This window comes from Streptomyces mirabilis (assembly GCF_039503195.1).
In the GTDB taxonomy this organism is placed as follows: Bacteria; Actinomycetota; Actinomycetes; order Streptomycetales; family Streptomycetaceae; genus Streptomyces; species Streptomyces mirabilis_D.
In genome coordinates this window covers 2,774,459-2,799,436 of the sequence record NZ_JBCJKP010000001.1, presented here as the reverse complement: position 1 = coordinate 2,799,436, position 24,978 = coordinate 2,774,459, and the positions used below count along the sequence as shown (strand labels likewise).

The window sequence follows — 24,978 nt, the reverse complement described above, 5'->3', positions numbered from 1 at the left end:
TTCCGGGGCTCACAGTTTCCCGCCGCGTTTGCCGTCCCGCCGGGCGGGCGCGATGAGGGTGGAGAGGTACGGCAGCGGTTCGCCGTCGAGGTCGGCGGCGGGCCGGATGGACTCGCCCTCCAGCCCGAGCGCGGACCCCCACACGGCGTCGTCGAGCCGACCCGTCACCCGCAGCGCCTCCGCGACCTCGTGCGCCTGCCGCCCGAACTTGTACGCGACGACGGTCCCGGGCCCGTTGAGGGCGTCCTTGAGCACGGCGGACCCGGCGGTCACCGGAACGAGGGTGAGTGGCTCGGTCCCTTCCGTGAGCACGGCCCCGGACCGCGCCGCCAGATCCTGCATGGCGGTGATACCGGGCACGGTCTCGACGACCGTGCCGGGCACCAGCTCCCCGATGGTCTGCGCCAGATAGGTGAAGGTCGAGTACACGTTCGGATCGCCGATGGTCGCGAAGGCGACGGACGCGTGCCGCCGGAGCAGCTCCGCGACCCGCGTGCCCGCGGCGTCCCAGGCGGCCTCGCGCCGCCCCCGGTCGGTCCGCTCGTTGAGCGCGAACACGACGCGGACGACCTTCTCCTCGGGCACGTAGTGCAGGACGGTGGCCTCCGCCCGCCCCGGCTCTCCGCCGTCCTTTCCATCGGGCGCGGCCATCACCGGTACGACCACGACCTCGGCGGCACGCAGCGCGTTGACGCCCTTGACGGTCACCAGCTCCGGGTCACCGGGACCGACCCCGATTCCGATCAGCTTGCTGCTCATGACGTCCGGCACCTCTCCACGAACCGACGGGCGACACCGGGCTGTGACGCCCAGTGCGTGTGCAGATAACTCGCGTGCACACCTTGTTGTACGAAACCTTCGACGCGCCGCTCAGCGGCGCGCACTCCCCAGGCGGGAGCCGCCCCGGCGCCCGGCTCGACGACGGTCCGGTGGAACTCGTGCCCCCGCATCCGCGTTCCGGCGACGGCGAGCGCGCTGTCACTCACGGCCACGGCGTCCCGGTAGCCCAGGGTGAGCCGCTCACTCATCCGGGCCGAGACGTCGAGCACGCCGCACATGGGCTGCCCGTCGAGCTCGCGCGACAGATACAGCAGCCCGGCGCACTCGGCGGCGACGGGCGCCCCGCCGAACGCCAGCTCGGCCACGGCCTTGCGCAACGGCTCGTTGGCGGACAGCTCGGGCGCGTACACCTCGGGAAACCCACCACCGATGACCAACCCGCAGGTACCGTCCGGCAGTTGTTCGTCCCGCAGAGGGTCGAAGGTGACGACTTCGGCACCCGCGGCGGTCAGCAACTCGGCATGCTCGGCGTAGGAGAAGGTGAAGGCGGCCCCGCCGGCGACAGCGATCCGGGGCGCCGCACGCAGCCCGGTCCCGCGAGCTTTCAGCCCGTCCGACGTTTGAGGACGAGGCCGTTCAGGCCGATGGCGGGGGTCTGGGGGCGCAGCCCCCAGGGTTGGGACGGGAAGGGGGGGCGGGGGCGAAGAAACGACAGCCGCAGCCGCATCCCAGGCCGCACCCGCCAACACGGGCGCGCTCCGCGCCAACGCGAGCAGCCCGTCGAGATCACACCCCTCCCCCACCTGCGAGGCCATGGCGGCAACCGACTCGACCGCTGCCGCGTGCCGCTCGGCGACGGGCACCAGCCCAAGATGCCGCGACGGCGTTCCCACCTGCGGCGCGCGCCGCAGCACCCCGAGCACCGGCACCCCGGATTCGTCCAGAGCCTCCCGCAGCATCTCCTCGTGCCGCGACGACCCCACCTTGTTGAGAATCACCCCGGAAACCCGCACCTCGGGATCCCAGGAAGCGAACCCGTGCACCAACGCGGCCACGGACCGGGACTGCGACGACGCGTCGACGACCAGCACCACCGGCGCCCGCAGCAACTTCGCCACCTGCGCCGTGGACGCGAGCTCACCCTCCCCGGCGGCCCCGTCGTACAGCCCCATCACACCTTCGACGACCGCGAGATCGCATCCGCGCGCCCCGTGCGCGAACAAGGGCGCGATCAACTCCGTGCCGCACAGATACGCGTCGAGATTCCGCCCCACGCGCCCGGTGGCGAGCGCGTGGTACCCGGGGTCGATGTAGTCGGGCCCCACCTTGTGCGGGGACACGGCGAGCCCCCGTGAGGCGAAGGCCGCCATCAACCCCGTGGCAACGGTGGTCTTGCCGCTCCCGGACGAGGGCGCGGCGATGACCAGCCGAGGGACGGAAATCACCACTCGATGCCCCTCTGGCCCTTCTGGCCGGCGTCCATCGGATGCTTCACCTTGGACATGTCCGTCACGAGATCCGCGAACGCGACGAGCTTCTCGGGAGCGTTGCGCCCGGTGATCACGACATGCTGCGTCCCGGGCCGGTCCCGCAGCACGGCGACGACCTCGTCGACGTCCACCCATCCCCAGTGCATCGGGTAGGCGAACTCGTCCAGCACGTAGAGCTTGTACGTCTCGGCGGCGAGGTCCCGCTTGACCTGCTCCCAGCCCTCGCGGGCCTTCTCCTCGTTGTCCATCTGGGAGTCGCGCTGCACCCACGACCACCCTTCGCCCATCTTGTGCCAGTCGACGGACCCGCCCTCGCCGGAGGCGCCGAGCACGCGCAGCGCGTTCTCCTCCCCGACCTTCCACTTCGCCGACTTGACGAACTGGAACACCCCGATGGGCCACCCCTGGTTCCAGGCGCGCAGCGCCAGCCCGAAGGCGGCGGTGGACTTGCCCTTCCCGATCCCCGTGTGCACCACGACCAGCGGCCGGTTGCGGCGCTGACGCGTCGTCAGTCCGTCCTCGGGTACGACACTCGGCTGCCCCTGTGGCATTACGCGGCCCTCCTCGAAGTCCCCTGCACATCGCGCACGAGCCCGGCGATCGCGTCGGCCCGCAACTCGTCCAACGTCACCGCCGTGCCGCCCAGTTCGCCCGCGAGCCGCCCCGCGAGTCCGAGCCGCACGGGTCCCGCCTCGCAGTCGACGACCACGGAGGCGACCTGGTCGGCCGCGAACAGCCGCGCCGCCCGTTCGGCGAGCGCGACGGGCTCAGGGCCACCGGTGGCCCGCCCGTCGGTCACCACGACGACCAACGGCCGCCGGGCGGCATCCCGCAGCCGCTCGACCCGCAGCACGTCGTGCGCGCGCAGCAGCCCGGCCGCGAGCGGCGTCCGCCCGCCCGTGGGCAGCGACTCGAGGCGGGCGGCGGCCGCGTCCACGGACGAGGTGGGCGGCAACGCCACGTCGGCCGAGGACCCCCGGAAGGTCACGAGCCCCACCTTGTCGCGCCGCTGGTACGCGTCGAGCAGCAGCGACAGCACCGCGCCCTTGACGGCACTCATCCGCTGCCGCGCCGCCATCGACCCGGAGGCGTCCACCACGAACAGCACGAGGTTGCCCTCACGCCCCTCCCGGGTGGCCTGGCGCAGATCGTCCCGCCGTACGACGAGACCGCGCCCCGACCGCCCCCGCGCCCGCTGATGGGGCGCCGCCGCCTGCACGGTCGCCGCCAGGTGCAGCTTGGTGAGCGCCCCTCGGGGCCGCCGCGACCCGGTGGTCCGTCCGTGCTCGGTCCGCGCCCGCGAACGCCGCCCGGCCGCGCCCTCGCCGAGCCCCGGCACGCTCAGCACCTTCGTGGGAAAGGGTTCGGCGGCCCGTACGGGGGACTGCTCACCGGCGCCCTGCGCGGCCGGCGCGCGCCCGTCGTCCGAGGGCTCGCCCTGCGCCGGGACGTCACCGGCGGGGGAGTCGCCGTCCGGCCCGTCCTGAGGTGGCCGCCCACCCCCACCGGGTCCGTCCGGATCCGGGTCCGCGTCCGGATCGTCGTCGGAAGAACCCTCCTCGGAAGAGCCCTCGTCCGATCCCCCGAACTCCTCCAGCGTCTCGTCGAGCTTGTCCTCGTCGAGCCCCGGCGCGTCGAAGGGGTTGCGGCGCCGCCGGTGCGGCAGCGCGAGCAGCGCGGCCTGACGTACGTCCTCCGCCAGCACTTCGGTCCGTCCCGCCCACGCGGCGAGCGCGGTCGCGGTCCGTGCCATGACGATGTCGGCCCGCATGCCGTCCACCTCGAAGGCCGCGCAGGTCGCCGCGATCTGCCGCAGCGCCGGGTCCCCGAGCCGCACGGACGGCAACAGCTGCCGCGCCGCCACGATCCGGGCCCGTACGGCGGATTCCTCGTCGGCCCAGCGCGCCGCGAAGCCCGTCGGGTCGTCGTCGTAGGCGAGTCTGCGCCGCACGACCTCGACCCGCTGATCGGGCTCCCGGGAGGCGGCCACCTCGACGGTCAGCCCGAACCGGTCGAGCAACTGCGGCCGCAGTTCGCCCTCTTCGGGGTTCATGGTCCCGACGAGCAGGAAGCGTGCCGCGTGCCGTACGGAGACACCCTCGCGCTCGACGTACGAGGCGCCCATGGCGGCGGCGTCCAGCAGCAGGTCGACGAGGTGGTCGTGGAGGAGGTTGACCTCGTCGACGTACAGGATCCCGCGGTGGGCGGCGGCCAGCAGCCCCGGCTCGAAGGCCTTCACGCCCTCCGAGAGCGCCCGCTCGATGTCGAGCGCACCCACGAGCCGGTCCTCGGAGGCACCGACGGGCAGCTCGACCATGCGGGCCGGCCGGGTCTCGAAGGCGCCCGGCTCGTGCGGACCGTCGGGGCAGGCCGGGTCGGGCCCGGCCGGATCGCACGAGAACCGGCACCCGGCGACGACGTCCACCCCCGGCATGAGCGCCGACAGGGCGCGTACGGCCGTGGACTTGGCCGTGCCCTTCTCGCCGCGGACGAGCACACCGCCCACGGCGGGCGACACGGCGTTCAGCAGCAGCGCGAGCCGCAGGTCGTCCTGGCCGACCACGGCCGTGAACGGGAACGGGGTACTCACTGGTCGTCGCCCTCCAAGTCGCCTTCGAGCTCCAGATAGGTGGCACGCAGCCGCTCCAGCGTGTCCGCGTCCGGCTCGGCCCACAGCCCCCGGTCGGCGGCCTCGAGGAGCCGTTCGGTGATGCCGCGCAGCGCCCACGGGTTGGACTTCTTCATGAAGTCCCGGTTCTCCGCGTCGAAGACGTACTCCGCGCTGAGCTTCTCGTACATCCAGTCGTCCACGACCCCGGCCGTTGCGTCGTACCCGAAGAGGTAGTCGACGGTCGCCGCCATCTCGAAGGCGCCCTTGTAGCCGTGCCGTCGCATGGCGGCCATCCAGCGCGGATTGACGACCCGGGCGCGGAAGACGCGATGGGTCTCCTCGCCCAGCGTGCGGGTCTTCACCTGGTCCGGTACGGCCGAGTCGCCGACGTACGCCTCCGGGCTCGCGCCCGTCAGGTGCCGCACCATCGCGACCATGCCGCCGTGGTACTGGAAGTAGTCGTCGGCGTCGACGAGGTCGTGCTCGCGGGTGTCGACGTTCTTCGCGGCGACGGCGATGCGCCGGAACGCGATCTCCATGTCCCCGCGCGCCGCCCGCCCGTCCAGCCCGCGCCCGTACGCGTAGCCGCCCCACACCGCGTACACCTCGGCGAGGTCGGCGTCGGAGCGCCAGTTGCGGGCGTCGATCAGGGGGAGGAGACCGGCGCCGTACGCGCCCGGCTTGGAGCCGAAGATGCGGGAGGTGGCGCGGCGCCGGTCGCCGTGCTCGGCTGTGTCCTCGTCGGCGTGCGCGCGGACGTAGTTGCGGTCGGCGGGCTCGTCCAGCTCGGCCACCGCGCGCACCGCGTCGTCGATCAGGCCCACGACGTGCGGGAACGCGTCCCGGAAGAAGCCGGAGATGCGGACCGTGACGTCGATGCGCGGCCGGCCCAGCTCCTCCAGGCCCACCACGTCGAAACCGGTCACGCGGCGCGAGGCGTCGTCCCAGACCGGGCGGCAGCCGAGCAGCGCGAGGATCTCGGCGATGTCGTCGCCCTGGGTGCGCATCGCGGACGTGCCCCAGACCGTCAGACCGACGGACTTGGGGTACTCGCCCGTGTCCTGCAGGTACCGCTGCACCAGGGAGTCGGCGAGCGACTGCCCGACCTCCCAACTCAGCCTGGACGGGATCGCCTTGGGGTCGACGGAGTAGAAGTTGCGACCGGTCGGCAGGACGTTCACCAGCCCGCGGGTCGGTGAGCCCGACGGGCCCGCGGGGACGTAACCGCCGTCCAGGGCGCGCAGGATGTGGGTGATCTCGTCCGTCGTCCGGGCCAGGCGCGGCACGACCTCACGGCAGGCGAACTCCAGCACCGCGACGGCGTCGGGGAGTTCGACGCCCAGCACCTCCCGTACGAGGGCGGTGCTCTCGGACGTCACCCAGCCGCGCTCCTCCATGCCCTCCGCCATCCGGCGGCACAACTGCTCCAGCAGGTCGATCGCGTCCGCCCCGGTCCGCGCCGGCCCCTCGACGAGGTCCGTCAGCTCGACCGGCACCTTCACCGGCGCGCCCGGCTCGGCGAGCAGCTCCTTCTCGACCAGGCCGAAGTACGCGGCGAGGCAGGCCCGCAGCCCCGGCAGCGCGTTCGCGGTGCCGCCCCACACCTGGGAGGCCCGCAGCACGGCCAGCACGAGGTTGACGCGCGGCTCGGCCTCCGGGCCGCCGCCGAGGATGTGCAGACCGTCGCGGATCTGCACGTCCTTGATCTCGCACAGATAGCCGTCGATGTGCATGACGAACTCGTCGAACGCCGCGTCGTCCGGCTGGTCCTCCACATGCAGGTCGTGGTGGAGTTCGGCCGTCTTGACCAGCGTCCAGATCTGCGCGCGGACCGCCGGGGCCTTCGTCGGGTCCAGGTCGGACACCAGCGCGTACTCGTCGAGGAGCTGCTCCAGCTTGGCCAGGTCGCCGTAGGTGTCGGCGCGGGCCATCGGCGGCACGAGGTGGTCGACGACCGTGGCGTGGCCGCGCCGCTTGGCCTGGGTGCCCTCGCCGGGGTCGTTGACGATGAAGGGGTAGATGAGAGGGAGTTCACCGAGGACGGCGTCCGGCGCGCAGCCACCGCTGAGCCCGAGGCCCTTGCCCGGCAGCCACTCCATCGTGCCGTGCTTGCCCATGTGCACGACGGCGTCCGCGCCGAAGCCTCCCTCCGACGTCGCGGCCTCCAGCCACCGGTAGGCCGCCATGTAGTGGTGCGACGGTGGCATGTCCGGGTCGTGGTAGATCGCGATCGGGTTCTCGCCGAAGCCGCGCGGCGGCTGGATCATCACGACGACGTTCCCGAACTGCAGGGACGCGAGCACGATGTCGTCGCCGTCGACGTAGAGGGAGCCGGGCGGCTCGCCCCACGCGTCCAGCATGCCTCGCTTGAGATCCGGGTCCAGTTTGTCGAACCAGGCCCGGTAGTCGGCCAGCGGCACCCGCGCGGGCGCGGCGGCCAGCTGCTCCTCCGTGAGCCACTCGACGTCGTGGCCGCCGGCGTTGATGAGCCGGTGGATCAACTCGTCGCCGTTGTCGGGGTGTCCCTCGACGACGTACCCGGCGTCCCGCAGCGCGTCGAGCACCCGTACCGCCGAGGCGGGCGTGTCCAGGCCGACCGCGTTGCCGACGCGGGAGTGCTTGGTCGGATAGGCGGTGAAGACGAGCGCGAGCTTCTTGTCCGCGTTCGGCTTGTGCTTCAGCCGGGCGTGACGTACGGCGATTCCGGCGACGCGGGCGGCCCGCTCGGGGTCGGCGACGTAGACCGGCACCTCGTCGGGCCCCTGCTCCTTGAAGGAGAAGGGGACGGTGATCAGACGGCCGTCGAACTCGGGGATCGCGACCTGCATCGCCGCGTCCATGGGGGAGAGGGCGGCGTCCGACGCGTCCCAGGCACTCCTGGACGAGGTCAGACAGAGCCCTTGCAGCACGGGGACGTTCAGGTCGGCGAGCGCGCCGATGTCCCAGGCCTCCTCGTCGCCGCCCGCGGACGCCTCCGAGGCGTGCGTGCCGCCCGCCGCGAGCACGGTGGCGACGAGCGTGTCCGCCGTGCCGAGGATCTCGTACAGGCCCGCGTCCGCGCCGCGCAGCGAACCGCAGTACACGGCCAGCGCGTTGGCGCCGCGCGCCTCGATCGCGTCGCACAGCGTGTCCACGAACGCGGTGTTGCCGGACAGCTGGTGGGCCCGGTAGAAGAGCACGCCGACGGTCGGCCGGCCCTCGACGAAGGCGCGCTCGCCGTGGACGCCGTACTCCGGCATCTTCCGCGGCTCCTCGAAGCCCTCACCCGTCAGCAGCACGGTGTCGGAGAGGAACCGGGCCAGTTCGGTGAGGTTGTCCGGGCCGCCCTCGACCAGATAGCGCAGCGCCTCGGCGACGACACCGGCGGGCACCGACGACTCCGCCATCAGTTCGGCGTCGGGTACGGACTCCCCGCCGAGCAGCACGGTGGGGATGCCCGAGGCCTTCAGCTTCCGCAGGCCCTCCTCCCAGGCACGCTTGCCGCCCAGGAGTCGTACGACGGCGAGGTCCGCGCCCTCGACGAGGGACGGCAGTTCGCCCTCGACCTCCACCCGGGTGGGGTTGCCGATCCGGTACGGGGCGCCGGAGGCACGCGCCGCCAGCAGATCGGTGTCGGCGGTCGACAACAACAACACTGTGCTCATACGGGCGCTCCCGGTGGAATGAAAGGCAGTCCTTGCGGCGCGCCCGACTCGATGAGCCGCCACAGCGCGTCCGTGTCCGCGTGTTCCTCGATCAGATCGCCGAGCCGGTCGAGCTGCTCCTCGCGCAGCGCCGCGAACGACGTGTCGGCGGACGGCACGAAACGACGGCCCGCGGCGGCCGCCACCTCGCGCAGGAAGGCGCGCCGGAAGCCGTCCGACTCCAGCGAGCCGTGCCAGTGCGTGCCCCAGACGGCACCGACCCGGCAGCCGTCCAAGAACGGTTCACCGCCCGTCACATCGGCGACGCCGTGGTGGATCTCGTAGCCCTCGACGTGCTCGCCGAGCGCCTCCCCGACGGGCCGGGTCAGGGTCTTCTCCCGTGCGAACCGCACGCGGACCGGCAGGAGTCCGAGCCCGTCGACATGACCGGCGCGCGACTCGACCTCGTCCTCGATGTGCTCGCCGAGGACCTGGAAACCGCCACAGATGCCCAGCACGGGCCGCCCCTCGGCGGCTCTGCGCAGGATGGCGTCCGCGAGTCCCCGCTCGCGCAGCCACTCCAGCGCCTTCACCGTCCCCCGGGTCCCGGGGACGACGACGAGGTCGGCGTCGGTCAGCTCCTCGGCCCGGTCCACGAACCGCACGACGACACCCGGCTCGGCGGCCAGCGCGTCCACGTCCGTGAAGTTGGACATCAGCGGGATCGCGCAGACGGCGACGCGCAGTACGTCCTCGCCGACGGGGGAGGTCACTCGGGACTCCCGGACCGCTCCCCGAAGCGACACCCGCAGCCCGTCCTCCTCGTCGATGCCGAGGCCGTGCCGGAACGGCAGGACGCCGTACGTACGCCGCCCGGTGAGGCCGTGGAGCATGTCGAGCCCCGGCTCCAGCAGGGAGACGTCCCCCCTGAACTTGTTGACGAGGAACCCGGCGACGAACTCCTGGTCCTCCCGCGACAGCAGCGCGACCGTCCCGAAGAACGAGGCGAAAACACCCCCGCGGTCGATGTCGCCGACGACGAGCACGGGCAGCCGCGCATTGCGCGCGATCCCCATGTTCACGATGTCGGTCCGCCGCAGATTGATCTCGGCAGGACTGCCGGCCCCCTCACAGATCACCGCGTCATACGTGCCCCGCAACTCGGCGAGACAGTCCAGCACGGTGGTGAGGAGGGCTTCCTGCCGCCCCCCGTGGTAGCCGCGTGCGGTCATCTCGCCCACGGGCTTTCCCATGAGGACGACCTGACTGCTCCGGTCGCTGCCCGGCTTGAGCAGCACGGGGTTCATGAGCGCGGTCGGCTCCACCCGGGCGGCCTGCGCCTGCATGGCCTGCGCACGCCCGATCTCGGCGCCCTCGCGCGTCACGAACGAGTTCAGGGACATGTTCTGCGCCTTGAAGGGCGCGACCTTGACGCCGTGGCGCACCAGCCACCGGCAGATCCCGGCGGTCACGACGCTCTTGCCCGCGTCGGAGGTGGTTCCGGCGACGAGCAGCCCGCCGCTCATGACGTACGCCCCTTCCTGAGAAGCCTCTGTACGAGCAGCCGTCCGCCGGCGCTCACGCCGAGGGCGAGCCAGCCGACACGCCGTGACAGCCGTACGGCCCGCTCGATGTCGTCGACGTGCACGGCGCGCCCGGCGCCGTTGAGTTCGGGCCGGTGCTCGACGCGCCCGCCGTAGGAGAGGGTGCCGCCCAGGCGCACCCCGAGCGCCCCCGCGAACGAGGCCTCCACGGGCCCGGCGTTGGGGCTCGGATGCTTGACGGCGTCGGCGCGCCAGGCGCGCAGGGCCCCTCGGGGACTGTCACCCGCGAGGGCGGCGAGCACGGCGGTGAGACGGGCCCCCGGCCACCCGGCGACGTCGTCGAGCCGAGCCGAGGCCCACCCGTACCGCCGGTACCTGGGCGACCTGTGACCGACCATGGCGTCAAGGGTGTTGACGGCCCGAAAGCCCACGAGCCCCGGGACTCCGGCCACGGCACCCCACACCAGGGCGCCCACCACGGCGTCGGAGGTGTTCTCGGCGACGGACTCGACGACGGCGCGCGCGATGCCGTCGGCGCCGAGGGCCTGGGGATCGCGCCCGCACAGATGCGGCAGCCGCTCCCGGGCCGTCTCGATCTCCCCGTCCGCGAGGGCGGCACCGATCGCCCGGGCCTCCCGCCCGAGTGTGGTGCCCCCGACGACGGCCCAGGTGGTGGCGGCCGTCAGCGTGAGGGACGCGACACGTGAGGGGCGTACGGCACGGGAGGCGACGGCGGCGAGTCCGGCGGCACCGCCCACACACGCGGCGGTGTGCAGCGCGCCCCACCCGCGGTGGTCCCGCCACAGCACCCGCTCCACGGCTGCCGCGCTCCGCCCGAACGCGGCGACCGGATGCCCCCGGCGGGGATCACCGAGCAGCAGGTCACCGAGGAGTCCGGCAGCGGCGCCGTACGCGAAGACGCGATCGGCACGCACGGGGTCAGCCGACCGTCAGGTCGGGTGGAACCGTCGCTCGCAGGGCACTTGGGCAGCCGCGCATGGCGTTATGTCCTCACTCAGGGTGTCCGCGCCCTGGTTCGACGAGACCGGCGGGGAGAGTTCCTGGCTCCCGGGGAGTTTCCTTCCCCGGTCACAGTGGCGGGACCGCGCCGGATTCACACCGGCTTCCTCTTCTGTCGCCGTACTTGGCTCCGGCAGTCCACCACGGGTTGGAAGACCCGTCAACTTGCTGTTGACCTGCGCGGGGAGAGTGTGCGAAGGCCCACATACAGGTGGGGTGCGGGACGGTGATCCGTCCCGCACCCCACGCGAAGTGGTGCCCGTTTTGGGTTACTTGCCGACGATCAGGAAGATGCCGTACGCCACCGCCGCGGCGCACGCCGCGAAGCAGACGTACGCGCCGGTGACCGCGAGGGTCGCGGAGCCGCCCTGGGCGGACGCGGACTCGCGCTTGGAGAGGCCGACGATGCCGAGGGTGAAGAGGCCGACGAGGCCGACGGTGGTCACGAGGCTGACTCCGAACACGGAGCCGAGGGCTGCCCAGTCGATGTGCATGCTGTTCTGTCCTTACACCGTGGCCGGGCGGGTGGGCTCCGCGTCCGGGGACGGGATGGTGGTCTTCAGGTCGCCGGTGACGGGGCCCGCGGGCGGCGGGGTGACGGCGGCGATCGCGGCGGTGACGACGCCCGCGGGTTCGGCGTCGACGTCGTTGACGTTGTCGACGGTGACCGGCTGGCGGCGGGAGAGCTTCCAGATGGTGCCGGCGCCGGCGACGAGCAGCGCGCCGGTGAGGACGATGCCCCAGGTGCCCTGCTTGGTCAGGAACTCGGCGGAGGCACCGGCCAGACCGGCGGCCGGCAGGGTCAGGCCCCAGGCGACGAACATCCGCGTCGCGGTCGACCAGCGGACCACGCCGCCCTTGCGGCCGAGGCCCGAGCCCATCACGGCGCCGGAGCAGACCTGCGTGGTGGAGAGGGAGAAGCCGATGTGCGAGGAGGCCAGGATGGCCGTCGCGGCGCTGGTCTGGGCGGCGAAGCCCTGCGGCGGCGCGAGGTCCGTGAGGCCCTTGCCCAAGGTGCGGATGATGCGCCAGCCGCCCAGGTAGGTGCCGAGCGCGATGGCCGTACCGGCCGAGACGATGACCCACAGCGGGGGGTTCGAGCCCGGGGCGATGACGCCGCCGGTGACCAGGGCGAGGGTGATGATGCCCATCGTCTTCTGGGCGTCGTTCGTGCCGTGCGCCAGGGAGACCAGGCCGGCGGAGGCGATCTGGCCGGCGCGGTAGCCCTTGGCGGTCGCCTTCTCGTCGGCGCGGTTGCCGATCCGGTACGTCAGCCGGGTGGCCAGCATCGCGGCGAGTCCGGCCACGATGGGCGCGGCGACCGCGGGGATCAGCACCTTGGTGACGACGGTCGAGCCGTTCACCGACGACCAGCCGGCCGACATGACCGCGGCGCCGATCAGGCCGCCGAACAGTGCGTGGGAGGAACTGGAGGGCAGACCCAGAAGCCAGGTCAGCAGATTCCAGAGGATGGCGCCGACGAGCGCCGCGAAGATCACTTGGACGCGTATGCCCTCTTCGTTGATGATCCCGCCGGAGATCGTCTTGGCGACCTCCACGGAGAGGAACGCGCCGACGAGGTTCAGCACGGCGGACATGGCCACCGCCGTCTTGGGCTTCAGAGCGCCGGTCGAGATGGTGGTCGCCATCGCGTTGGCAGTGTCGTGGAAACCGTTCGTGAAATCGAACACGAGAGCGGTGACGATCACGATTCCGAGGAGGAGCGTGATGTGTTCCATTTACCCAGGCTTCTGTTTGACGTCAGTGGCAGGTGGACCGTAAGCAACCTGAGTGAACGGAAGATGAACTGGGGCGGGCGCTGGGGTGTCTCAAACGGTGGACCGCCCCTCCGCTTGTGATGACCAGTGTGCGGGAGGGGCGGCCCGACGGTTTACCAGATGTTCGAACGGAGGCGGAATACCGGGTTCCGCCAGGGGTTGTTCGAGGGCTTCTAGCCCGCGGCGAACTGCTTGAGCCGGGTCATGGATCCGTTGAAGAGATTCTGGTCACCCGGGAGCGTGCCGCTGTTGTCGTACTGCCAGAACGTCCACGTCGACCAGCCGGCCGGCAACGTGCCCGTGTCCGCCGAGTCGTAGCGGGCGAGCCAGAGGGCGTGGTTCGCGGCGAAGGCGCCGCTGCCGCCGGTGCAGGTGTTCCACCAGTGGGTGGTCGTGTAGATGACGGGACGGCGGCCGGTCTCCCGTTCGAGTTCGTCGCTGAACGCCTGGATCCAGCTCACGATCCTGGCCTTGCTCAGGCCGTAGCACTTGCGCTTCTTGTCGTACGGGTTGTACTCCATGTCGAGCGCGGGCGGCAGCGTCCAGCCGTCCGCGCGCCAGGCGCCGCCGTTGCGCACGAAGTACGCGGCCTGGGTGGTGCCGGACGACTTGTCCGGCACCGCGAAGTGATAGGCGCCGCGCAGGATCCCCGCGTCGCGCGCTCCGTCGTACTGCCGGCCGAAGTACGGATTGCGGTACGTGTGGGACTCGGTCGCCTTCACGTAGACGAACCGGGCACCCTTCGCCCTCGCGCTCTGCCAGTCGACGTCCTTCTGGTGCGAGGAGACGTCGTGGCCCTTGGGCTGGGCCGCCGCGGCGACCGGGGTCACGGCGAGGACGGTCCCCGCGGCGGTGAGCGCCGCCATGGCGGCCGCCGCCGCGAGGACGCGGGCACGGCGAAGAAGTGGTTTGTGGTCACGGGCCATATTTCCCCCGGAATGGCGACGTGCGTGACAAATCCCCCAGAGGCTATGGGAAGATCGTTGAGAGCCCGTCGATCGCCAGCCAATCACCCCGAGCGGGCGATATGTGCTGCTATGTCCCCTTACGGACTCTTGTCTTCCGCCCTAAAGTGCCCTCGCCGACCGTGGGTTGACGTCCCTGCCTGGCAGGATCGCCCCATGGCTGAGCAGCGGCGGGACGCACGGGAAGTGGGGGACGTGGGGGAGACTGCGCCGGGCGCGCGCGAGCGGGAGGTGGCGGCCGCGTGGGGCGAGCTCGTCGCGACGGCCCGTCGGACGGTGGCCGACGGGCTTGTCGTCGGTACGTCGGGCAACGTCTCCGTCCGGGTCGGCGACACGGTCCTGGTCACACCGACGGGAGTGCCCTACGACCGGCTGAGGCCCGAAGACGCCGTCGGTGTGGACCTCGAGGGCCGGCAGGTCCTCGGTTCGCTCGTTCCGACGAGCGAACTGCCGATGCACCTCGCGATCCACCGCGCCACCGACGCGCGGGCCGTCGTCCACACCCACGCCGCGCACGCGACGGCCGTCTCGACCCTCGTCCCCGAACTCCCCCTGATCCACTACATGGCGGGCGCCCTCGGTGGACCGGTCCGAGTTGCCCCCTATGCGACCTACGGCACCCCGGAGTTGGCCGAGAACATGCTCGAGGCCCTCACCGGCCGCACGGCCTGCCTCCTCCAGAACCACGGCACCATCGCCTACGGAGCCTCGCTGTCCCAGGCGTTCGACCGCACCGCCCAACTGGAATGGATGTCCCGCGTCTGGCTCCTGGCATCGTCCGTGCCCGGCCTGTCCCCGACGCTGCTCTCGCCGGAACAGGTGGGCGAGGCGGGGGAGCGGCTGGGGCGCTACGGGCAGGGCGGGGCCGCGCCCCGCTGATCCGACACGGCGTACCGACTGGCGGTGCGGTGGCACCGCACGTGGGGGTGCGCTGCCACTGGACCTGGCGGTGTGGTGGCACTGGACCTGGCGGTGTGGTGGCACTGGACCCGGCGGTGCGGTGGCACTGGACCCGGCGGTGCGGGTTGTACCGACCCCGGCGGTTCCGGTGCGCGCGCAGCGCCGGAGGACGAGCCCGCGCACCCCAAGGCGGGAGGCCACCGCCCGCTCCGGCTGGCCGACCGGGGGCCGCGCCGGGAGACTGAACCCGTGCGTACTGTCAAAGTGACGGCCGCGGCCGTCTCCGTAGCCCTGGCCGCGGGCGCAGCCTCCGTGGCGGCGGGCCGGTTCGCCAGCGACGCCGCGCTGAAGGCGCCGCCCGGCAGGCCACTGCCCACCGAGCCCCGGCTCACCGTGCACTCCACGGCCGCGGGCCGGATCACGCTCACCCGCGACCTGGCCTCCCTGCGCCCGGGACGGTACGGCCTCACGGGCGACGGCTCCCACGCGGTCGTCGGTCCCGTCCTGGACGACGCCCACCACACCGCCGACACGGTCGTACGCCGCCTCGAACGCGTCACCCACGGCACCCTGGAACCCGGCGACAAGGCATGGCTCACGCCGAACCTGCACATCGGCAACCCCAGCAGCGCCCTCGGTCTCGACCACGCCGAAGTGGACGTCCCCGGCGAGCTCGGCCCGCTGCCCGCCTGGTTCGTGCCCGGCACCCGTGACACCTGGGTGATCACGGCGCACGGGCTCGGCACCACCCGCGAGCACCCCATGAACGTGATGGAGTTCCTGCACCGCAACCAGCTGCCCGTGCTCGACCTCGCCTACCGCGGCGACCTCGGCGCACCCCGCTCCCCGGACGGCCTCAGCCACCTCGGCGAGACCGAGTGGCGCGACCTGGACGCGGCCGTGCGCTACGCCGTGCGCTACGGCGCCGACCAGGTCGTCCTCTACGGCTGGTCCATCGGCGCCACCATGGCCCTGCGCACCGCCGCGCACTCCGCCCTGCGCGAGCGGATCTCCGGGCTGATCCTGGACTCGCCCGTCCTCGACTGGGGAGCCACGCTGCGCGCCCTCGCCTCGGCCCGCCACACGCCCAGCGCCCTGCTGCCCCTCGCGGTCCGTGCCGCGCAGGGCCGCACCGGTCTGCGCGGCGACCGCATCCAGGAGGCCGCCGACCCCGGCCAGCTCAAGGTCCCGACCTTGATCGTGCACGGCCCGGACGACACCATCGCCCCCTGGGGCCCCTCGCGCCGCCTCGCCGAGCGCCGCCCGGACCTGGTCACCCTGCACACGGTCCCGAACGCCTCCCACGGCGCCATGTGGAACGCCGCCCCCAACTACGAAGAGGCGCTACGCCGCTTCCTCACCCCTCTGATGTAGCCACCCCTTCCTACGACGCCCCCGCACGACGCCTGCGCGCGGCGGCCCGACGAAGACCGCTCCCGCCCGCACAACCATTCCCCGCACGCCCCGGCGGAGCCACCCCGCACAGCCCCCCGGCGGAGCCGCCCCCCAAGGCTTCCGGTTGGGCCCCGGTCAACTCGTGCGAGGCTGCGCTCACACGTGTCGAGCCCCCTCGGAACCCTGTCCATTGGCCACCCCTGTCGCCTGCTGTGACATTCCGTTTGGGTTTTCGGACCGTCAACCGGAAGACTGCACCCGTGACGTCCCGTAACCCGCGCGACTCCAGGCTCCGACTCGTCCGCTCGCGCCCCCTGGCTTCCGCCCCCCGAGCGGTGACCCAGCGCAGCTCGCGCCGACCCGCACCCCGGCCCCCCGAGGGCACCCCGCCCCCCGCGGAACTGGCCCGCATGGCCCGCACCGGCCTCGCCGCCGCGGCCCGTGTCGCCCGCTGGGCCGACGCCTCGCTCGGCCCGGGGAGCGACGGCGCGACCCCTGACGGCAAGGGCACCCTTGCCGAGGCGACCGCCGAACGGGCCGCCGAGGAGTTGGGCCTGACCCCGGCTCAGGTCCGCGCGGACTGGGACACCGCACGCCTCGCCGGCCTCGTCGAGGTGCACGGCGACATCGCCCGCCCCGGCTGGCGACTGCGCGCCTGGAACCGCGACGACAGCGCCGTCCTGCGCGGCTGGGTCGCCCTCTTCGACGCCTGGTCGCTCGCCCACCCCGAGCCGGCCGACCGCGAGGCGTCCGCCGTCGCCGAGGTCGTCTCCGCGATGCCCCAGGTGCTCTCCTTCCTCCAGCTCTCCGCCGGGCCCGTCCCCGTGGAGCAGCTCCTCGACCTCCTCGAGCAGCGCGTCACCGAACTGCGCACCGAGCGCTGCGAGATCCCCTACGGCCCCCAGCCGGAGCCCGTCCCGGAGGCCGCCGAGATCGCGGACGCCCCCCTCGAGCCCCTCCTCGACTGGGCTCTGCACGCGCTCGCCTCCGTCGGCGCGCTCACCTGCGCCGACGGGCAGGCCACGCTCACCCCGCTCGGCAGCTGGGCGGTCTGGGTCAAGCTGGAGCAGATCTGCGTCGCCGCGCAGAGCCCCGCCGGGAACATCGAGCAGCCCGCCTCGGACATGCTCCGCGGCTGCGCACAGCTGCGCCCGAACGCGGCCCGCGCCGAGTACCGCGCCTGGCTCGCCGCCCGCCCCGTGGGCAGCGCCGTCACCGAACTCCTCGAAGCCGCCCGCGGCGAGGACGCGCTCACCCGCGGCCTCGCCTTCGAGGCGCTGCGCGTGGTCGGCGCCCCCGCCGAGCCCGACGTACGCGCCGTGGCCGACGAGTCCTGGCTGCGCCCCTACGCCCTGCTGTGGCTCGCCGAGCACGACGGGCACGACCCTGAGGACGCCCATGAGGTCCTCACCCGCGAAGAGTCCACCTGGCTCTGGGTCGACACCGCCGCCGCCGTCGCCGACCACGGTGAGGCGCCGCTTCTCGTGCGCCATCTGGAGTCCGCGGTGCAGCCCACCGTGCCCGCGCTCCTCGACGAGGTGCGCGCCGTCGGCCATCCCCGCACCGTCCAGGTCCTGGTCGCGCTCGCCGCCGCCCACCCGGACCCGGCCCTCGCCAAGGCCGTACGCCGCGCCGCCTTCCAGGTCCACACCGGAGGCAGCTAGGGCCTGGCCTTGGGATCAGCCCCGCATCTCCTCGCCCCCGCGCCCCCGGGGTCAGCCCCGTATCTCCGGGGCGTACGTGCCGAAGCTCCAGATGTTGCCCTCGGCGTCCCGGGCCAGGTAGTCCCGCGAGCCGTAGTCCTGGTCGGTCGGGGGCATGAGGATCTCCGCGCCGTGGTCCACGGCGCGCTGGTGGTGTGCGTCGACGTCGTCCACGACCACGTACACCCCCGCGGGGCCCGCGTCCTTCATCGCGCCGTCGAAGACGCCACCGCGGCCCTTGGAGCCGAGCATCACCGCGCCGTTGCCCTGGACCAACTCGGCGTGCATCACCGTGCCGTCCTCACTCTCGTACACCGAGGCCTCCGAGAAACCGAAGGCCTCCGTCAACTGCCTGATCGCCGCTTTCGCGTCCGCGTACAGCAGCGTCGGGTAGATGCTCGGGCGCCCGCCGTCCGTACCTGCCATGCCGATCACTCCCACTGGAACTCGTCCTGCTGGGCCGGAATGTCACCCGCTGCCCAGTCTTGCACCGGCCACTGACAACGCCCCGGAGAGCCGAAGCCGCCCGGAACCCGCCCCATCCGCGGACTTCTCCTCGCCCCGTCCGCGCTCTCGCGTCCACCGCGTCCGCGCTCTCGCCTCCGCCGCGTCCACGCGCTCAGCGGAAGGTGTCGCACTGCGCCATGTCGCCGGTGCGGTAACCCTGGTAGAACCACTGCTGCCGCTGCGCGGACGAGCCGTGCGTCCACGTCTCCGGGGTCACCCGGCCCTGGAACTCCCGCTGGATCCGGTCGTCGCCGACGGCGGCCGCCGCGTCCAGTCCGTCCCGGATGTCGGCCGGAGTGAGGTTCTTGATCAACGACCTGCCCGTCGAGGGGTCCTTCGTCGTCGTCGCGTGGTGCGCCCACACCCCCGCGTAGCAGTCCGCCTGCAGCTCCACCTTCACCGAGTTGCTGTTCGCGCCCGTGACACCGCTCTGGGCCCTGCCCAGCGTCCCCATCAGATCCTGCACATGGTGTCCGTACTCGTGCGCCACCACGTACGCCTGCGCGAACGGCCCGCCGCTGGAGCCGAACTTGGTCCGCAGGTCGTCGAAGAAGCCCAGGTCCAGATAGACCTTGCGGTCACCGGGACAGTAGAAGGGCCCGACCGCCGAGGTCGCGGTGCCGCACGCGGTGTTCACCCGACCGCTGAAGAAGACGGTCGGCGAGCGCGTGTACCTACCGCCGCGTCGTGCGAACTCCTGCGCCCAGAAGTCCTGCACGCTGTTGACCACCGCCACCATCCGGCAGTCCTCCCTGGCGTTCGCGTCCCGCCCCGTCCGGCAGGTCTGCTTGATCTGGTCGAGCGAGGAAGTGGTCACCGCGGGCTGGTCGTTGCCGGAGGACAGCCCGAGCTGATCGGGCCCGACGCCGAAGAACAGCCCGAGGATCAGGGCGATCAGACCCGCGATCCCGCCCCCGACGGTCGCCCTGCCACCAGGGATCCGACTGCCGCGCACATCCTGCACGTCGGAGGTGTCCAGGTCGGCGTCGTCGTCGAACTGCATGGGCACACCACCCTCCGCGTACGGCTTCGCACCTCGGCGTACGTCGCCCCGTGGCGCCATCCTCGTACGCCCTCAGGGGTCCGGCGCCGGGCGGAGGGCCGAACGGGCGACACACCCCCCGCCGCCCGCCGTGTCCCGACGGGCGTTCCCACCGCCCACGCCTACGCTCTGCGCCTGATCCGTGCGCCTGGGCGGCCGGACAGGTCCTAGGAGCGGCGGGCGGTGCCGATGGGGGCGAGGTGATGGCTGTGCCGGTCGAGGCGGCGGAGGCGGAACAGTCCGCCCCGGCGACCACGCGCCCCCCGGCCCCCCGGCTCCGTTTCCCCACCGCCCGCCGCCAAGCCGCCCGCGCTCTGCTCCCTGTCGCCGTCGCCCTGCTGCTCACCGCCGCCCACGAAGCGCGCCCCGCGCCCTACGGAGACCGCCTCATCGCCCACACGCGCGTGGCGCACGGGCACGGGACACGACAGCCCCCGCTGCGCGCCACGAAGGCGGCCGTCGAGGCCTACGACGGGACGACCGGCCACCCCCGCTGGACCTACGCGCGCGAGGGCCGCCGTCCGGTGGCCGTGCTCCCCGCGCGCGGGCACGCGATCGCGCTGTGGGACGACGGACTGGTCACCGACACCGCGCGCGGCGACGGCAGCGCCGTGCGCTGGCACCGGGCCCTTCCCGGGGCCGCCGGGTGGCTCGCCGACCACGGGGCGAGTGGGGTGCTGCGACCGCTGGGCACCCGCATGCTCGCCGTGATCACCCCGCGGCGCGTCGCCGCCTACCGCATCGCCGACGGCGACCTGCGCTGGACGCTGCCCGCCCGGTACGGTTGCACCTTCGCCCCCGAACGTGCGTTGCGTCACGGCGAGGCGCTCCTGATCGCGCAGCCCTGCGCCACCGGCGACAGCTGGACCACCGACCTCGTCGCCGTCGACGACCTGGGCAGAATCACCCCGCACCGCACGCCGCTGGGCAACGTGTGGCAGGGCGAGCGTCACAGTGCCGGACACGCTCACTCAGGGAAAGTGGTTGCACGGCCCCGTTAGACTTGGTCGCATGGCCATTCTCCTCGCGCATTAGACGGCGGGAACGTCCTCAGCCGTCCACCCCGCCAACCACCCCGCCCTGGAGTCTGTCCGTGATCTCCGCCTCCGGTATCGAGCTGCGCGCCGGCGCCCGCATCCTCATCGAGTCCGCCACCTTCCGCATCACCAAGGGCGACCGTATCGGCCTGGTCGGCCGCAACGGCGCGGGCAAGACGACCCTGACGAAGGTCCTGGCCGGCGAGGGCATCCCGGCCTCCGGCACCGTCGCCCGCTCCGGCGAGGTCGGCTATCTGCCCCAGGACCCCCGCACCGGTGACCTCGACGTCCTCGCCACCGACCGCATCCTCTCCGCGCGCGGCCTGGACACCCTGATCCGCAAGATGCGGGAGAACGAACAGCGCATCGCCAACGGCTCGGGCGCCACCCGCGAGAAGGCCATGCGGCAGTACGAGCGCCAGGAGACCGAGTTCCTCACCAAGGGCGGGTACTCCGCCGAGGCCGAGGCCGCCACCATCGCCGCCGCGCTCAACCTGCCCGACCGCGTGCTCGGCCAGCCCCTGCACACGCTCTCCGGCGGTCAGCGCCGCCGTGTCGAGCTGGCCCGCATCCTGTTCTCGGACGCCGACACGCTCCTGCTCGACGAGCCGACCAACCACCTCGACGCCGACTCGATCGTCTGGCTGCGCGACTACCTGAAGACCTACCGCGGCGGCTTCATCGTGATCTCCCACGACGTCGACCTCGTCGAGACGGTCGTCAACAAGGTCTTCTATCTGGACGCCAACCGCGCCCAGATCGACGTCTACAACATGGGCTGGAAGCTCTACCAGCAGCAGCGCGAGGCCGACGAGAAGCGCCGCAAGCGCGAGCGGCAGAACGCCGAGAAGAAGGCCGCCGCGCTGAACTCGCAGGCGGACAAGATGCGCGCCAAGGCCACCAAGACGGTGGCCGCGCAGAACATGGCCAAGCGCGCCGACAAACTGCTGGCCGGCCTCGAGGCGGTCCGCGTCTCCGACAAGGTCGCCAAGCTGCGCTTCCCGGAGCCCGCGCCCTGCGGCAAGACCCCGCTGATGGCCGAGGGCCTGTCGAAGTCGTACGGCTCGCTGGAGATCTTCACCGATGTCGACCTGGCCATCGACAAGGGCTCGCGCGTGGTCATCCTGGGCCTCAACGGCGCCGGCAAGACGACCCTGCTGAAGCTGCTCGGCGGCGCCGAGCAGCCCGACACCGGCCAGGTCATAGAGGGCCACGGCCTCAAGCTCGGGTACTACGCGCAGGAGCACGAGACCCTCGACCCCGAGCGCACGGTCCTGGAGAACATGCGCTCCGCCGCCCCCGACCTGGATCTGGTCGAGGTCCGCAAGACGCTCGGCTCGTTCCTGTTCTCCGGCGACGACGTCGACAAGCCGGCCGGCGTGCTCTCCGGCGGCGAGAAGACCCGGCTCGCACTCGCGACCCTCGTGGTCTCCTCGGCGAACGTCCTCCTCCTCGACGAGCCGACGAACAACCTGGACCCGGCCAGCCGTGAGGAGATCCTCGGCGCGCTGCGCACCTACAAGGGCGCCGTCGTCCTCGTCACCCACGACGAGGGCGCCGTCGAGGCGCTCCAGCCCGAGCGGATCATTCTGCTGCCGGACGGTGTCGAGGACCTGTGGGGCTCCGACTACGCGGACCTCGTCGCCCTCGCCTGAGCCCTCGTACGGCCTCCCGGACAGCCCCGGGGCCGCCGTCAGCACGAGGTGATCGAATGACTGATCCACTGCGTATGGATCATTCGGCCGATCCGTGATCCATCATCTGTGTGAGATCTCCTCGTACCGAGGTGTGTCCTACATCCATTTCGCGGCCGAGTCCTTAGTTCTCAAGGGCTCGGCCGTCTTGTGTCGCTGACCTGGCACTTCACGGAAGAACCCGTTCGGTCCTACGGACGGAGCAGCGCGGACTCTGTGATTCCATTTGTGAGGACGGGCTCCTGTCGTCAAAACCGTGTCTCACGGACCTTGCCGAATGGGTGGCCATGAAGCCCCCGAGGGGTGATCATGAGAAGTCCAGAGCGCACTTCCCATGAGGAGGCACGGGTGGCCGAGACTCTGAAGAAGGGCAGCCGGGTAACCGGCGCCGCGCGCGACAAGCTCGCGGCAGACCTGAAGAAGAAGTACGACTCCGGTGCGAGCATTCGAGCGCTGGCCGAAGAAACCGGCCGTTCGTATGGCTTCGTGCACCGGATGCTCAGCGAGTCGGGCGTCACGCTCCGAGGGCGTGGCGGAGCGACGCGGGGCAAGAAGGCCGCCTCGGCCTGAGGCCGGGCGTCCCCATCGGCTTCGGTGGTGGCCACCCGGTCGGTCGGGTGATCGACCGGGTGGTTACTGTGCAGTCACTTAGGTGTGTTCCTCGTGCCCTTCACGAGGTACGCGCCTGATCAGACCGCACCCATCGGAGGCAGCCCATGGCTTCGCTCGACAACGATCTTGACCCCGTACTCGACAAGGACGGCGTACGGCTCACCGTCGACGACGCGATCGCCACGGTGACGCTGACCAATCCGGCCAAGCGCAACGCCCAAAGTCCTGCTCTGTGGCGGGCGTTGACGGAGGCCGGGCGGTCGCTGCCGGGCACTGTCCGTGTGGTCGTGTTGCGTGCCGAGGGCCAGTCGTTCTCGGCCGGGCTCGACCGGCAGGCGTTCACGCCCGAGGGGTTCGACGGCGAGCCGTCGTTCATCGACCTCGCGCGCGGGGCCGACGCCGAGCTCGACGCGACCATCGCCGAGTACCAGGAGGCGTTCACCTGGTGGCGGCGCAGCGACGTCGTGTCCATCGCCGCCGTGCAGGGGCACGCCATCGGTGCGGGTTTCCAGCTGGCGCTCGCCTGTGACCTGCGCGTCGTCGCGGACGACGTGCAGTTCGCCATGCGCGAGACCAGCCTCGGGCTCGTTCCCGACCTGACGGGAACGCATCCGCTGGTGAGCCTGGTCGGATACGCCCGCGCGCTGGAGATCTGCGCCACGGGTCGCTTCGTGTCGGCCGAGGAGGCCGAGCGCACGGGGCTCGCCAATCTCGCCGTGCCTGTCGACCAGCTCGAGGATGCCGTGCGGGACCTCGCCGGTGCGGTGTTGGCCGCGCCTCGGGACGCGGTCGTCGAGACCAAGGCGTTGCTGCGGGGGGCGCAGGAACGGACGTACGAGGAGCAGCGGGTCGCCGAGCGCGCGGCTCAGGCTCGGCGGCTGCGGGACCTGGCCGGTCTGGGGGAGTGAGGTCGTCCTTCCTACTCGACGGACGTCACCAGTGCCGTCACTGACGGAGTGTCCGGCAAGGCGTCCGCGACCGCCGCTCTGACGGCTCTTGCCACGTCCACCGTTCGCTCCGTTGCCGCGACCGCCAGTTCGACGCGGACGTGGCGGCGGGCGAGGGCGGGATCCTTGCCGGGGACGTTCTCGATGTGCACCGGACGGCCCAGGACGTCCGTCAGGTGGAGTACCCCCGGCACGGACAGGGCGGCGGTGGCCGCCCGGGCCTCGTCGGGCGCCGTCGGTGCGGCGGCCGGAGGCGGGGGGACGTGGCGTACGGCGGTCGGCGGCGCGCAGACGTCCCCCAACTCCGTCACCTTCAGGTCGACCTCCGTGACCGTCAGGCCGAGGGGTTCGGCCGCCTCGGCCAGGGCCACGCGCAGGCGGGCCGCGGTCGTGGGAAGCGGCTCGACGCCGGGGGCCGTCGGATCCGCCCCGGCCGTGAACTCCGCGACGATGCGCAGAGGGCCGGGCGGCAGCGCGCTGGGCGGCGGCGGTACGACGGGTTCGTGGACCAGTTCCGGGTCCGCGAGGGCGATCCGGAGCGTGCCGAGGCGGACAGCGGGCACGTCGGCCGCAGCGCGCCGCAGGAACGCGTCGGCCGCCTCCTCGGCGATCCAGGCGCCGTCGTGCGGATGCCCGAGCGGGAGCAGCCGCCCGAGCCCGAGCTGTCGCCGTACGGCCTGCGTCCATCGATCCTCGGTCATTGCTCCAGCCTGCCGCATCCCTGGCGCGCGAGCCCGCAACCGCACCTACTGTGGCAAGGAGGACGACCGAAAGGGACGTACGGCGATGACCGAGATGACGGAGCAGAACCGGACGGACAGCCCCGGGAGCGAGAAGGAGGCTCCCCAGGGCCGCAAGCCCGGGGTCACCAAGCGCGGCGGCGGTGATCCCGCGACGCGGGGGCGGACCACGATCGCCGACGGTGTGGTGGAGAAGATCGCCGGGCTCGCCGCCCGGGACGTGCTCGGTGTCCATGCGATGGGCAGTGGGCTGAGCCGGACCTTCGGGGCCGTGCGCGACCGAGTGCCAGGGGGGTCGAAATCCGTCTCGCGCGGTGTCAAGGCCGAGGTCGGGGAGCTCCAGACCGCGCTCGACCTGGAGATCGTCGTCGAGTACGGCGTGTCGATCGCGGACGTCGCCCGCGCCGTGCGCGAGAACGTCGTCGCGGCCGTGGAGCGCATGACGGGACTCGAGGTCGTCGAGGTCAACATCGCGGTGAGTGATGTGAAGCTGCCCGAGGAAGAAGACGAGGAGCCGGAGGCGCGGCTCCAGTGACCGGCCCGGCCGCGCAACGGCCCACGACACCGAGGCCGTCGAACCGCTGAGGAGC

At 72.2% G+C, this 24,978-nt stretch carries 21 protein-coding genes and 1 riboswitch; of the genes, 8 read left to right on the top strand and 13 right to left on the bottom strand.

The window, feature by feature from the left end:
* Positions 1-9 precede the first annotated feature (9 nt).
* From cobI to AAFF41_RS13295, 10 genes are all read right to left on the bottom strand, one after another.
* The gene (gene cobI / locus AAFF41_RS13340; protein ID WP_319748132.1) at positions 10-759 is read right to left on the bottom strand and encodes a precorrin-2 C(20)-methyltransferase; all 750 of its coding nucleotides are present in this window, start codon (positions 757-759) and stop codon (positions 10-12) included.
* Complete coding sequence (locus AAFF41_RS13335) at positions 756-2,228, bottom strand: cobyrinic acid a,c-diamide synthase CobB (RefSeq protein ID WP_319748131.1); 1,473 nt, start codon at positions 2,226-2,228, stop codon at positions 756-758. The genes cobI and AAFF41_RS13335 overlap by 4 nt, the downstream gene beginning before the upstream one ends.
* Positions 2,222-2,821, bottom strand: coding sequence for a cob(I)yrinic acid a,c-diamide adenosyltransferase (cobO, locus tag AAFF41_RS13330; RefSeq protein WP_319748130.1), 600 nt, complete (start codon positions 2,819-2,821; stop codon positions 2,222-2,224). The genes AAFF41_RS13335 and cobO overlap by 7 nt, the downstream gene beginning before the upstream one ends.
* Positions 2,821-4,860, bottom strand: coding sequence for a putative cobaltochelatase (locus tag AAFF41_RS13325; RefSeq protein WP_343323990.1), 2,040 nt, complete (start codon positions 4,858-4,860; stop codon positions 2,821-2,823). Before AAFF41_RS13325 ends, cobO begins: the two co-directional genes overlap by 1 nt.
* Positions 4,857-8,525: a cobaltochelatase subunit CobN gene (gene cobN / locus AAFF41_RS13320; RefSeq protein WP_319748128.1), complete on the bottom strand. Its 3,669-nt coding sequence runs from the start codon at positions 8,523-8,525 to the stop codon at positions 4,857-4,859. The genes AAFF41_RS13325 and cobN overlap by 4 nt, the downstream gene beginning before the upstream one ends.
* Complete coding sequence (locus AAFF41_RS13315; protein ID WP_319748127.1) at positions 8,522-10,030, bottom strand: cobyric acid synthase; 1,509 nt, start codon at positions 10,028-10,030, stop codon at positions 8,522-8,524. The genes cobN and AAFF41_RS13315 overlap by 4 nt, the downstream gene beginning before the upstream one ends.
* Positions 10,027-10,983, bottom strand: a complete 957-nt coding sequence (locus AAFF41_RS13310; protein ID WP_319748126.1) for a cobalamin biosynthesis protein — start codon at positions 10,981-10,983, stop codon at positions 10,027-10,029. Before AAFF41_RS13310 ends, AAFF41_RS13315 begins: the two co-directional genes overlap by 4 nt.
* A 101-nt stretch (positions 10,984-11,084) precedes the next feature.
* Positions 11,085-11,226, bottom strand: a riboswitch (cobalamin riboswitch).
* Positions 11,227-11,337: 111 nt separating this feature from the next.
* Positions 11,338-11,562 carry a hypothetical protein gene (locus AAFF41_RS13305; RefSeq protein WP_054232266.1) on the bottom strand — a complete coding sequence of 75 codons (225 nt, stop codon included), beginning with the start codon at positions 11,560-11,562 and terminating at the stop codon, positions 11,338-11,340.
* Between the two features lie 12 nt (positions 11,563-11,574).
* A complete protein-coding gene (locus tag AAFF41_RS13300) occupies positions 11,575-12,807 on the bottom strand; it encodes an inorganic phosphate transporter (protein WP_319748125.1) in 1,233 nt (410 codons plus the stop codon).
* A 212-nt stretch (positions 12,808-13,019) separates the two neighbouring features.
* Entirely contained in the window at positions 13,020-13,772 is a 753-nt protein-coding gene (locus AAFF41_RS13295; protein WP_319748124.1) for a lysozyme, read from the bottom strand.
* Positions 13,773-13,967: 195 nt separating this feature from the next.
* Between AAFF41_RS13295 and AAFF41_RS13290 the strand changes: the two genes are divergently transcribed.
* The 3 genes from AAFF41_RS13290 (at position 13,968) to AAFF41_RS13280 (ending at position 17,770) form a co-directional block, all read left to right on the top strand.
* A complete protein-coding gene (locus tag AAFF41_RS13290) occupies positions 13,968-14,690 on the top strand; it encodes a class II aldolase/adducin family protein (protein ID WP_319748123.1) in 723 nt (240 codons plus the stop codon).
* A 270-nt stretch (positions 14,691-14,960) separates the two neighbouring features.
* Positions 14,961-16,085 carry an alpha/beta hydrolase family protein gene (locus tag AAFF41_RS13285; protein WP_319748122.1) on the top strand — a complete coding sequence of 375 codons (1,125 nt, stop codon included), beginning with the start codon at positions 14,961-14,963 and terminating at the stop codon, positions 16,083-16,085.
* A 281-nt stretch (positions 16,086-16,366) separates the two neighbouring features.
* Positions 16,367-17,770, top strand: coding sequence for a hypothetical protein (locus tag AAFF41_RS13280; protein WP_319748121.1), 1,404 nt, complete (start codon positions 16,367-16,369; stop codon positions 17,768-17,770).
* 51 nt (positions 17,771-17,821) lie between these two features.
* Here the strand turns inward: AAFF41_RS13280 and AAFF41_RS13275 are convergent, their stop codons facing one another.
* Together AAFF41_RS13275 and ypfJ are read right to left on the bottom strand one after the other, a co-directional pair.
* A complete protein-coding gene (locus AAFF41_RS13275; RefSeq protein WP_067364865.1) occupies positions 17,822-18,235 on the bottom strand; it encodes a VOC family protein in 414 nt (137 codons plus the stop codon).
* Positions 18,236-18,428: 193 nt separating this feature from the next.
* Positions 18,429-19,319, bottom strand: a complete 891-nt coding sequence (gene ypfJ / locus AAFF41_RS13270) for a KPN_02809 family neutral zinc metallopeptidase (RefSeq protein WP_319748120.1) — start codon at positions 19,317-19,319, stop codon at positions 18,429-18,431.
* A 242-nt stretch (positions 19,320-19,561) separates the two neighbouring features.
* On the opposite strand from ypfJ, the gene AAFF41_RS13265 reads away from it, so the two are divergent.
* From AAFF41_RS13265 to AAFF41_RS13250, 4 genes are all read left to right on the top strand, one after another.
* Positions 19,562-20,359, top strand: coding sequence for a hypothetical protein (locus tag AAFF41_RS13265; protein ID WP_319748119.1), 798 nt, complete (start codon positions 19,562-19,564; stop codon positions 20,357-20,359).
* Positions 20,360-20,451: 92 nt separating this feature from the next.
* A complete protein-coding gene (locus AAFF41_RS13260; protein ID WP_054232258.1) occupies positions 20,452-22,050 on the top strand; it encodes an ABC-F family ATP-binding cassette domain-containing protein in 1,599 nt (532 codons plus the stop codon).
* 387 nt (positions 22,051-22,437) lie between these two features.
* Positions 22,438-22,659, top strand: a complete 222-nt coding sequence (locus AAFF41_RS13255) for a helix-turn-helix domain-containing protein (RefSeq protein WP_006123601.1) — start codon at positions 22,438-22,440, stop codon at positions 22,657-22,659.
* Positions 22,660-22,805: 146 nt separating this feature from the next.
* Positions 22,806-23,609 (top strand): enoyl-CoA hydratase/isomerase family protein, encoded by an 804-nt coding sequence (locus AAFF41_RS13250; protein WP_095855390.1) that lies wholly within the window; start codon positions 22,806-22,808, stop codon positions 23,607-23,609.
* Between the two features lie 11 nt (positions 23,610-23,620).
* Here the strand turns inward: AAFF41_RS13250 and AAFF41_RS13245 are convergent, their stop codons facing one another.
* Positions 23,621-24,349: a nucleopolyhedrovirus P10 family protein gene (locus tag AAFF41_RS13245; RefSeq protein WP_319748118.1), complete on the bottom strand. Its 729-nt coding sequence runs from the start codon at positions 24,347-24,349 to the stop codon at positions 23,621-23,623.
* Positions 24,350-24,434: 85 nt separating this feature from the next.
* Here AAFF41_RS13245 and AAFF41_RS13240 point away from each other — a divergent pair, with 85 nt between their 5' ends.
* Positions 24,435-24,923 (top strand): Asp23/Gls24 family envelope stress response protein, encoded by a 489-nt coding sequence (locus AAFF41_RS13240; protein WP_319748117.1) that lies wholly within the window; start codon positions 24,435-24,437, stop codon positions 24,921-24,923.
* The last annotated feature ends 55 nt before the right edge of the window (positions 24,924-24,978 follow it).